The following is a 9,195-nucleotide window of genomic DNA, read 5'->3' on the forward strand; positions in this document are numbered from 1 at the left end:
GTCTGGCCGCTGAGGATGCGGCCGGAGGCATCGGTCACGGTCCCGGAGATGATCACCGGCAGGCGCTCGCCGGTCAGCTCGAACAGCTCGTCGATCGCGAAGATCGCGGCCTTTGCGTTGAGGGTGTCGAAGATGGTCTCGACCAGGAACAGGTCAGCGCCGCCGTCGAGCAAGGCCTGGGCTTGTTCCAGATAAGCCTGGCGCAGCGCCTCGAAGCTGACGTTGCGTGCCGCGGGGTCATTGACGTCGGGGCTGATGCTCGCGGTGCGCGGCGTCGGGCCCAGGGCGCCGGCCACGAATCGCGGCTTGTCGGGCGTGCTGAACTTGTCGCAGGCCGCGCGGGCCAGTTGCGCCGCGACGAGGTTCATCTCGCCGGCCACCGCTCCCAGGCCGTAGTCGTCCTGTGCGATCGAGGTCGCCCCGAAGGTGTTGGTCTCGATGATGTCGGCGCCGGCCGCGAGATAGCCCTCGTGGATCTCGGTGATGACGTCCGGCCGCGTGAACTGCAGCAGCTCGTTGTTGCCCTTCAGATCCTTCGGGTGGTCCTTGAAGCGCTCGCCGCGGTAATCGGCCTCGCCGAGCTTGTAGCGCTGGATCATGGTGCCCATGGCACCGTCGAGGATCAGGATCCGCTGCGCGAGCAGCTCGGGCAGCGCCTGGGCGCGGGTGTACGGGCGGTTGTGGGTCGGCTGGCTCATGAGGCATTGTAGAAATGCCGCACGTCGTGAGCGGCATGCGGTTGTGTATCCGACCCCGGCCTTCGGACGGGGCTGAGCGCCGACGCCGGAATCAGTGCAACACGACCGGCTGGTGCGCCAGCGTCGTGTAATTCGCCAGAAAGGCATCCATCTCTTCGACACCCGGCGAGGTTTCGATCAGCGCCTCGACGCCGAGCTTGAAATGCTCGGCCAGCGCGCCATCCAGAAACAGTTCCATCCGCGACGATTTGTCGACGATCTCGTAGCCCCCCCGTGCCGGCACCTCGTCTTCCTGCGGCGAGGAATCGTCTTGGCGGGATACAACGAACTGCACAACCGCAAAGTTGTCCGAGTTGTAAAGCATGTGCATGGCGGATCACTCCTTTGGGCCTACATGAGCGTTCCCTGGCAATTTTCAAGCCGGGTCGTGATCCGAAGACCCGATGCGGCCTTCCGGTCGCGGGACGCAGCGCCTGAGGCCGCACCGCGTGGGGTCATGGACCCGCTTGGGTGCGCAGCAGTTCCAGCGCGTCGCCATCGCCGTCGGTCAAACGTGCCCGCACAGGCAGGTGCGAGGCGGCCGGATCGAGCCAGAACTCCGCGCGGGTGTCGCCCGGCTCCTCGGGTTGGCGCAGGAAGCGAAGCGCCCGCACACTGACTTCGCCGGTCCGCAGCGCTTGCGGGCCTTCGTAGCGCAGCGCCCAGAGCTTGGCGTCGCCCCGCGCGCCGACCACCGAAAGCGTCAGTACCGTGCCCACTGTCGGCGGCTCGGACCAAGCATTGGCAATCGCGGCGAGTTGAACCATCACGCTGAGCCGGTCCTGCGTGCCCTTGTGCAGCGGCAGCGCGGGTTTGTCGTTCGAGAAGACGATGCGGCCGGCGTCACGGTCGAAGTCGGCCACGCTTTCGTCGCGGCGCCAGCGCTTGTCGGTGTAGCGGGTCGGCGCCAAGCCGGCGGCGTCGAAGCCGCCGCGGCTGGTCTGCACGATGAGCGTTCCGATGATCGGCACGCTGCCTTCCAGACGCAGCACATAGGTGTCGCCCTCGACGCGCCAGTCGAGCAGGCCGGTGCCGACGATGCCGCTGCGGCTCAGCCGGTAGGTGATGCGAGCCGACGCCGGAACGCGCGTACGGTAGGCCGTCGACGCCTCGGCGCTTGGCTTGGCCGCGGGCCGCTCGCCCGCCAGTGGCGTCTGAGCGAGCCGCGGCGCGGGGTGGCCGGTCGTGAGCGCCGGCTCCAGCGGCGCCGGCGGCGCAGCGCGAATCGCTGTCGCGCACAGCAGCGCGAGCATCATCGCCAGGGCGGCGCTCAGCCCTCGCCATGACTGGGCGCCCCGCCCTTGCAGCGCCCGAAAATTAGAATGCGGCATCCGATTCACTGTAGCGAGTTCCTCGCGAGCCAGCGCTGCGAGGCCCGCATCCCGATGAAACTCGCCACCTACAAGGACGGCTCGCGCGACGGGCAACTGCTTGTCGTCTCACGCGACCTGAGCACCGCCCACCATGCCAGCGCGATCGCCACACGCTTGCAGCAAGTGCTCGACGACTGGAACTTTCTGTCGCCGCAGCTGCAGGATTTGTACGAGACGCTGAACAACGGCCGTGCACGCCACGCCTTCGCCTTCGATCCGCAGCAGTGCATGGCGCCGCTGCCCCGTGCTTATCAGTGGGCGGACGGTTCGGCCTACCTCAACCACGTGGAACTGGTGCGCAAGGCGCGCGGCGCGGAGTTACCGGAAAGCTTGCGGACCGACCCGCTCGTGTACCAAGGCGGCAGCGACGAGTTTCTGGGCCCTCGCGACGCCATCGTCTGTGCGGACGAGGCCTGGGGCCTCGATTTCGAGAGCGAGATCGCCGTCATCACCGGCGACGTGGCCATGGGCACGACGCCCGACGCCGCCATCGACGGCATCCGCCTGCTGATGCTCGCCAACGACGTGAGCCTGCGCCACCTGATCCCGACCGAACTCGCCAAGGGCTTCGGCTTCGTCCAGAGCAAGCCGGCCCCCGCTTTCAGCCCGGTCGCCGTGACGCCCGACGAGCTCGGCGGCGCATGGCACGGCGGGCGCGTGCATCTCAGCCTGCAATCGGTGTGGAACGGCAAGCAGGTCGGTTTGTGCGAAGCGGGTCCCGAGATGCGCTTCCACTTCGGCCAGCTGATCGCTCACCTCTGCAAGACCCGCAACGTGCGCGCCGGCAGCATTGTGGGCAGCGGCGCGGTCAGCAACAAGGACGGGGCGCGCGGCTACAGCTGCATCGCCGAGAAGCGAGCGATCGAGACGATCGAAGGCGGCGCGCCGGTCACCGGGTTCATGGAAGTCGGCGACACGATCCGCATCGAGATGAAAGGCAAGGACGGGCAAAGCGTGTTCGGAGCGATCGAGCAGGCGGCGGTGGCGCCGGCATGACCGGAATCAGGTCCGATCAGGCCGCTGCCACGCTCGCCTGGGCGAACTCGAGAATGCGCGCGTTGTTCGCGGCTTCGGTGACTTCGATGTTCATCTCGCCGAGTTCGCGCACGATGTCGGTGTAAGCGCGGAATCGGCGCACGTCATCACCGTTCGGCCCCTCCACCGGTACCAGCATCCCGGCGGGCAACGCGCCCAGTTGCTTCAAGCGCCTCAGGCGCCCGACCCACAGGTCGCCGTGCTCATAGATCTTGACCGGTTCGTCCTGCGTCAGGTCCAGCGGCTTGATCGCGGCAAGAACGTGTCCGTCGCGCTCATGCACCAGCGGCAGCTGAACCGGAAATTCGTCCGGCCCCACCTCGTCTGGCTCGAACGCATGCGCAAGCTGCCGGGTCCGGAGCACCCGGTTCACATGGCGCGTCAGCACCTCTTCACGCCGCTGGCGCAGCCCTTCCACGTTGCGCTGCACGTACCGTCCCACGAGTCGGTGCAGATCGGCCTCGGGGTCTTCGGTCATCAACACCCGCAGCGGCGCATAGCGAATCATGCTTTCGCGTGGCTGGGTCAGATCCTGGAGAACCCTCAGCACCAGCGTCTGCTCGTGTGCGCCATCGGGCCCGATCCGGGTGCGGATGTGGCGCAACTCCGCCTCGATCTCACGCCGCACGCGCAAGAACAGATCGCCCGTGAACTCCTCGAAAAACCGGGTCACGCGCCCGTAGCGCCGGATCAGCCGAAACTCGAAAAACCCCCGAGCCGGGCACGCGAGAACCACGCCGATATTGGCGAACTCACCCGCATCCACCTGCGGAAGCAGGCGAACAAGCGTGTAGTGAGCGATGTCGCGTTGCATGAGAAAGTGCGTCGGGGCGTCAGGTCCAGAAACCAGGCTCGTTGACCCGCTTCAGCACGGCGAGGAACTCGTCCGGGCCGAGTCGGGCTTGCCCGTCTTCGTCGACAAGCCAATTCTGGGGCAGTTGGGCCCAGATCGCTGCAAAGCCCGTCAGCAGCCCGTTGAAGCGCTGCTCGTAGTCGGCACGCAGCAACATGTCGCCGGTGATCGTTTCGAAGTCGGCCCGGAAGACATGCGTTTGCAGGAACAGGGTTGCATCGAAATCGCGATCGAACGCCATGTTGTGGTCGATCACCACCGGTGCCTCGGTTTCCGTGTTCCACAGCAGGTTGGGGTTGCCGGAGATCGCGCCCAACGTTCGGTCGGCATTGCGGACCCACCAATCAAAAGCGACCAGATCACGCCTGAAGGCGGGCACGCACCGTGCCAGCAAGGCCGGCTCGAACTCGCGCGTGCGCGGGGCGATGCGCGATCCAAAGGCCAGACCGGCGCCGAGGTCATGCTCGCCGCGCAGAGCCAAGATGGTTTCGAAGCCCGCGGCCACCTGAACTTGCGCGAACGGCGCGATGGGCAGCAGCAGTTTCTCAGACAGCCGCCCGGTCATCCATTCGCACACCAGACTGCGCCAGCCGGCGCCGCGGCTCTTGACGTAGTAGCTGTGGCCGTCGTCGGCGCCGCAGCGAAACGGCCTGGTCGTGCCTTGCTCGGTTCGTTCCCATACTTCAGTGATGGCGGGGTGTTGCAGCATCGCAAGACGTGCGGCGGAGCAGTCAGCCGACTTCGGCGACCAGCGCATCGGCCAGTTGACCCTGCGTGCGTTGGGCCGCGATGAGGCGCTCGCGGAGCTGGGCGCAGAGGTGGCGGAGTTCCTCGACCCGGGCGACGATGCGGTGTTGTTCGGCGAGGGGAGGGAGCGGAATCTCGGTACCCGTGACACACGCACTGCTCACGCGCTCTTTAGGAATGCGCTTGGTGTCAAGCAGCTTCTTACTTTCGTCGCGAAGAATCGGAATCAAGCGGATGGCAGACTCATCGTGACTGTTTTGTGGCAGCAATCTGCCCCGCACGGCTAGTGAGCAAATCAATTGACGAAGGCGTTTACCACCATCCGTAGCCGTCGCCAACTCATTAAACGCCGTCAACTTTGCGGAATCGAGCCGAGCCGCGTACCTCGCACTCGGCTCCCGCACCTCAAGCTGTGCAATCGCTTCCCTCACACCGCCGCCGCCTGCGCCACCGGCACGCTCTCCAGATAAACCGAATCCGGATCGAAATCGATGCCGCCCGGCCAGCTCACCGTGCCGTGGTCGGCCCGCACCAGGGCGAAGCTGGCGAAACAGAAGGCAGAAGGGCACGTTCAGCAGTTCGGCGTAGCGGATCGCCTGCGCCATGCCCCGGCGCCCATCGCGCGGCCGTTGTCTTTGGCGTCGATCACCGCCAGGGGAATGTCGGCCTTGTCCTTGTAGAAAGAGCACGTAGTCGGCACGCAGCACCGACTTGCTGTCGCGGCCGGCGGCCCGCCCGCGCACGACCACCCGGCCGGGGCGCAGCGTGTACTCGCGGTAGATCGGCTCTTCTTCGCTCCACCCCGCCGAGACGAGGGCGGGGGTGATGAACTTGGCGCGGATGTCGGTTTCGCTGAGTTTGTTCTTGTGCACAGCCGGCGTCTTGGTGCTTCCCTGCGGGTCATCGTAGCCCACCGATTCACGGGCCGGCAGCCGCCAAGGACGCGATGCCAGGCACTGCGCACTCCGGCACCCCGGCAATGAAAAGGCCCGCGCCGTCATCCCACCCGGCGATGCGGGACACTTTCGAGCGATGATCGAATTCCCCCGCACCCTCAAGATCGCCACCGTCTGGCTGCTGCTCGGGGTGGTGGTCTTTCTCGGCTTCAGCACCTTCGAAGCACAGCAACAGAAAACCCGTTTCAGCATCGACGGCAGCTCCATCGAGATCGAGCGCGGCCCGGACGGCCATTACCACTGGCCCGGCACGCTCAACGGCCGCGAAGTCGACTTCCTCATCGACACGGGCGCCACACGCAGTGCCATCTCCGCCGAGCTGGCTCGCGAGCTCGAGCTCGAGGCGCTGGGCAGCGTGCAATCGAGCACCGCCGGTGGCGTGGTGCGCGGCCACATCGCGCGGGCCGATCTGGTGCTCGAAGGCGGCGTGCGCGCCGAGCGGCTGCCGCTGGTCGTGCTGCCAGCGCTGGGCGACAAGCCGCTGCTCGGCATGGACGTGCTCGGTCGTCTGCACTGGCAGCAGCAGAGCGGCGTGCTGCGCATCGAGGCCGGCGCGCCGCGCTGAGTGCCGCGCGGGGACGCACCGCCTTTTGCCGCGTCGGCGGCAAGGACGCTGCACAGCAGGCCCGCCTCGCCGCACAATGGATCGACAACCTCGAGGAGACACGATGGCCGATGCCGCACCCGACTTCGCAAAACTGGTTCCCGGTTTCGACTTCCTGCAGGGGCTGGTCAAGAACGCCAGTTCGGTGCTGCCCAACATCGGGCAATGGGTGGCGCCGACGCTCGACCCCGAGGAGCTGGAAAAACGCATCGAGGAATTGCGCACCGTGCAGTTCTGGCTCGAGCAGAACGCGCGCATGCTGAGCGCCACCATTCAGGCGCTGGAGGTGCAGCGCATGACGCTGTCGACCCTCAAGACCATGAACGTGCAGGTGGCCGACCTGCGCGAATCCATGCGCATCAAGCTACCCGATGAGGACCAAGCCGGCGCCGGCACGTTTGCGTCGGCGGCGCAGAACTGGCCGATGCCGGGCGCAGGTGCAGCGCAGGCCGGCGCATCGAACGGCGAAGACGGCGCGCAAGCTTCGCCCACTCGCCCCGGCAAGAACCAGGACGCCGGTAAAAGCAAGGCCGGCGCCGCCCCGGCCGGCGTGGTGGATCCGATGCAATGGTGGGGTGCGCTGACCAAGCAGTTCACCGAGCTTGCCGCCAATGCCATGAAGGACGCCGCCTCCGACTCGGCCCAGCAGTTCGCCGGCAACCTGGTCAAGCAAGGCTTCGACACCGCCGGGCAGACCGCCGAGGCGGGCATGGTCCCGGCGCGCAAGGTCGCCGAGGGGGCTGGCAACGTCGCCGGCAACGTCTCCCGCCCGGCGGCCAAGGTCAAGGCGAAGGTCGAGCGCAAGACTTCGCCGACGGCTAAGAAGGCACCGGCCCGCAAGGCGCCCGTCAAGCGCGCTTCGGCGCGCCGCGGCTGAACCACCGGGCCTGCGCAGGATCACACGAGCCGATGCAGTCTTTCGCTTATGCCCATGCCAGCCACCCCGACTGGCGCGATGTGCTCGCCCTGGTTCTCGCGCAGCTCGACACGCAGGAGCTCGGCGCGCCGACGCTCGGCTGGTGCTACCTGACCGACCACCACGCGCTGGCCGCCGAAGAGTTGCTGGCGGCGCTGCGCGAGCGGTTTCCCGGCGTGGCCTGGGTCGGTGTGGTCGGCGTGGGCATCTGCGCGGGCGATGTCGAGTATTTCGACGAGCCCGCGCTGGCGGTCATGCTCGCCAGCCTGCCGCGCGAGCAGTTCCGCGTGTTTTCGGGGCGGCAGCCGCTCGCGGCCCCGGGCAGCGGTGGCTTCGCGGCGCACACGGCGCTGGTCCATGCCGACCCGGCCACGCCCGATCTGGCGGAGCTGATCGGCGAGTTGAGCGAGCGGGTCGACAGCGGCTACCTGTTCGGCGGCCTCGCCTCGGCGCGCAACCGCATCTTGCTGATCGCCACCGACGCCACGGATAACAGCGGCGCGCAAGGCAACGGCGTGTTCGAGGGCGGGCTTTCCGGCGTGGCCTTCGGTGCGCAGGTCGGTCTGCTCTCGCGGGTCACGCAGGGATGTCAGCCGGTCGGCGTGGCCCGGTCGATCACCGAGGCCGAGCGCAACGTGGTCTACGCCCTCGACGGCGAGCCCGCGCTCGATTGCCTGTTGCGCGACCTCGGTGTCGACGAAAGCGCACCGCGCGAGGCCTTGCCACGGCTGCGCAGCACGCTGGTCGGGCTGAGCGACGCGCCGCACGCCGGCGCCGCGCAGGATGAGCCGATGCAGCGGGGCGCAACGGGTTCGTCGGCGGGCAGTGTGGGACGCGGGTCTCCTGCTGGCGAAGCGGCCACCGGCGGCGCAATGCAGGCGCTCCCGGCGGCACGAGCCTTTACCGGCACGTCGGCACCCACCCTGCCCTCGCAAACCGCCGAGTTCTCGACGCCACCCCGGCGCGGCGCCTTCGGCACCGAAACCCGCGTGCGCCACCTGATCGGCCTGGATCCGCAACGCCGCGGTTTCGCCATTGGCGACATCGCCGAGCCGGGCCAGCAGCTGGCCTTCTGCCGCCGCGATGTCGAAGCGGCGCGGCGCGACCTGGTGCGCGTGGCGGCCGAGATCCGCAGCGCGCTCGAACCCGATGATCTGTCCCTGGTGGGCACGCCGTCCGCCGGCAAGGAAGCGGGGGCCGCCGGCAACAAAGGCCGCCGGATCGTCGGCGCGCACTATGTGAGCTGCACTGGGCGCGGCGGACCGCATTTCGGGGCGCCGTCCGCCGAGTTGCAGCTCTTGCAGCACGCGCTCACCGGCGCGGCGCTGGAGCCCGTACCGCTGGTCGGCTTTTTCGCCGCCGGCGAGATCGGCCACCGTCAGCTCTACGGCTACACCGGTGTGCTGACGGTGTTCACGGCCCCCGCCTAGGCGGGGGCCCGGACTTGTGGGGCTGACTGCACGCCACCATGATGCGCTCGCCCCTGCCCTTGCTGCTGCTGGTGGCGGCGTTCGCCGCAAACGGACAAACCGACGCCTCGAACGCCCCGCCGCCGGCCGCCCCGGCACCGATGCGAGACATCGTTCAGCAGCGCCTGCCCGACGGCCGCGTCATCATCACCGACCGCCCGGTCAGCGAGGCGCGCACGCTGCGCACCTGGCACTACCAGCCCGAAGACCCGAAGCTCGCCGCAGCGCGCCGCGCTGCCGCCGAGCGCGAGTCGGCGGCGGTGACCGAACGCATCGCGCGCCAGCTCGAGCAGCAGCGCGAGATCGACCGTGATATCGATCTGGCGCGCGCGCGCGCGGCTGCCGCCGCGGCCGAACGCGTCGCCGCACGTGCCCGCAGCGAGGCTGAACCGGCGCACATCGTCGTCTGGCCGCGCCGCGCCTTCGGGCCGCAGCCGCCTTTCAGGCCTCATCCGCCCGGCGCCCACCCGCCTTTCAAGCCGGGCCCGCCCGGCGTGCGGCCACC

General features: G+C 68.2%; 9 protein-coding genes and 2 pseudogenes. 5 read left to right on the plus strand and 6 right to left on the minus strand.

The features are described from left to right. From H0W38_RS09760 to H0W38_RS09770, 3 genes are all read right to left on the minus strand, one after another. A partial coding sequence (locus H0W38_RS09760; RefSeq protein ID WP_292453325.1) for a homocysteine S-methyltransferase family protein occupies window positions 1-698 on the minus strand: 698 nt, incomplete at its 3' end. A gap of 91 nt (window positions 699-789) precedes the next feature. After that, window positions 790-1,068, minus strand: a complete 279-nt coding sequence (locus H0W38_RS09765; protein ID WP_292453328.1) for a DUF3567 domain-containing protein — start codon at window positions 1,066-1,068, stop codon at window positions 790-792. A gap of 124 nt (window positions 1,069-1,192) precedes the next feature. Then, window positions 1,193-1,993: a DUF3108 domain-containing protein gene (locus tag H0W38_RS09770; protein WP_292453330.1), complete on the minus strand. Its 801-nt coding sequence runs from the start codon at window positions 1,991-1,993 to the stop codon at window positions 1,193-1,195. Between the two features lie 129 nt (window positions 1,994-2,122). On the opposite strand from H0W38_RS09770, the gene H0W38_RS09775 reads away from it, so the two are divergent. Continuing rightward, window positions 2,123-3,106 carry a fumarylacetoacetate hydrolase family protein gene (locus H0W38_RS09775; RefSeq protein ID WP_292453333.1) on the plus strand — a complete coding sequence of 328 codons (984 nt, stop codon included), beginning with the start codon at window positions 2,123-2,125 and terminating at the stop codon, window positions 3,104-3,106. A gap of 16 nt (window positions 3,107-3,122) precedes the next feature. Here H0W38_RS09775 and H0W38_RS09780 read toward each other — a convergent pair whose 3' ends face one another. From H0W38_RS09780 to H0W38_RS22055, 3 genes and pseudogenes are all read right to left on the minus strand, one after another. Continuing rightward, window positions 3,123-3,959, minus strand: a complete 837-nt coding sequence (locus tag H0W38_RS09780; protein WP_292453336.1) for a DUF3037 domain-containing protein — start codon at window positions 3,957-3,959, stop codon at window positions 3,123-3,125. 19 nt (window positions 3,960-3,978) lie between these two features. Next, window positions 3,979-4,707: a HipA family kinase gene (locus H0W38_RS09785; protein WP_292453338.1), complete on the minus strand. Its 729-nt coding sequence runs from the start codon at window positions 4,705-4,707 to the stop codon at window positions 3,979-3,981. 598 nt (window positions 4,708-5,305) lie between these two features. Beyond that, window positions 5,306-5,617 (minus strand): annotated as a pseudogene (locus H0W38_RS22055) (restriction endonuclease subunit R); the annotation flags it as partial. Window positions 5,618-5,777: 160 nt separating this feature from the next. On the opposite strand from H0W38_RS22055, the gene H0W38_RS09795 reads away from it, so the two are divergent. The 4 genes and pseudogenes from H0W38_RS09795 to H0W38_RS09810 all read left to right on the plus strand — a co-directional run. Further along, complete coding sequence (locus H0W38_RS09795) at window positions 5,778-6,266, plus strand: retropepsin-like aspartic protease (protein WP_292453343.1); 489 nt, start codon at window positions 5,778-5,780, stop codon at window positions 6,264-6,266. A gap of 103 nt (window positions 6,267-6,369) precedes the next feature. Continuing rightward, the gene (locus tag H0W38_RS09800) at window positions 6,370-7,182 is read left to right on the plus strand and encodes a PhaM family polyhydroxyalkanoate granule multifunctional regulatory protein (RefSeq protein WP_292453347.1); all 813 of its coding nucleotides are present in this window, start codon (window positions 6,370-6,372) and stop codon (window positions 7,180-7,182) included. A gap of 32 nt (window positions 7,183-7,214) precedes the next feature. Next, window positions 7,215-8,651, plus strand: a complete 1,437-nt coding sequence (locus H0W38_RS09805; RefSeq protein WP_292453350.1) for an FIST N-terminal domain-containing protein — start codon at window positions 7,215-7,217, stop codon at window positions 8,649-8,651. A 38-nt stretch (window positions 8,652-8,689) separates the two neighbouring features. After that, window positions 8,690-9,195 (plus strand): annotated as a pseudogene (locus H0W38_RS09810) (hypothetical protein); the annotation flags it as partial.

It is taken from the genome of Methylibium sp., assembly GCF_013817365.1.
Lineage (GTDB): Bacteria > Pseudomonadota > Gammaproteobacteria > Burkholderiales > Burkholderiaceae_C > Methylibium.